This is a genomic window from Stenotrophomonas sp. 278 (assembly GCF_003935715.1).
Lineage (GTDB): Bacteria > Pseudomonadota > Gammaproteobacteria > Xanthomonadales > Xanthomonadaceae > Stenotrophomonas > Stenotrophomonas maltophilia_AH.
In genome coordinates, this window is the sequence record NZ_RHPP01000310.1 from 1 (window position 1) to 798 (window position 798).

A 798-nucleotide genomic window follows, 5' to 3' on the forward strand; every position below is an offset into this window, starting at 1 on the left:
TGGCCGAGGCAGCCACGGCGATTCGCGTGGAACTGGAGCGCATGGCCGACACCCTGGCACCGCAGCTGGCGGCCACCGCTGATGAGGCCCGTTGCCGTGAGCTGATCTGGAACGAGGTCAGCCACGCCCTGGAAGAGATGAGCCGCGGCTTCCGCGTGGCAGCATCGGCGGTGGCCGAATGACCGCCCAAGCCCGCATCCACACCGTGCTCGCACGCTCGCTGCAACCGCGCCGGCCTCTGACCGTCTCGCAGTGGTGCGATGAGCACATGCGCCTGTCCACGAAGGGCAGCAGCAAGGCCGGTCGCTGGGTGACCGACCGCAACCCGCCGCTGCGCGAGCCGATGGACAACATGTCCGCGCGCAGCCCGGTGCACGACCAGGCCTGCATGTTCCCGATCCAGTTCGGCAAGAGCCAGATCGCCACCAATTCCATCGCCTACTGGATGGACTACGCCCCGGCCCCAATCATGTACGCGCTTCCTGGCGAGGCGTCCATGAACAAGTGGGTGAACCAGAAGCTCAACCCGATGATCGAGGTGTGCAAGGCAGTGCGCAAAGCCCTGAGCAGCACCGCCAGCCGCGACAGCTCCAACCAGCGAACCTTCAAGGACTTCGCCGGTGGCCAGCTCTACGTGGAGCACATGGGCAGTCCGCAGCGCCTCAAATCCACCACGGTCAAGAACCTGGTGGTCGATGAAATCGATGAAGCCCCGCAGGTCCTGCTGACCGGCGATGACCCGGTCAAGATGCTGGATGGGCGCACATCGTCTTTCCCGACGACCTACAAGCGTCTCTA

Annotated in this window: 1 protein-coding gene and 1 pseudogene; both read left to right on the forward strand. The window is 65.0% G+C overall.

Features of this window, described 5'->3' with window-relative positions; translation table 11 throughout:
* A pseudogene (locus tag EGJ34_RS22460) lies at positions 1-182 on the forward strand (hypothetical protein); the annotation flags it as partial.
* A partial coding sequence (locus tag EGJ34_RS21885; protein WP_185750301.1) for a phage terminase large subunit family protein occupies positions 179-798 on the forward strand: 620 nt, incomplete at its 3' end. The pseudogene EGJ34_RS22460 and the gene EGJ34_RS21885, both read left to right, overlap by 4 nt.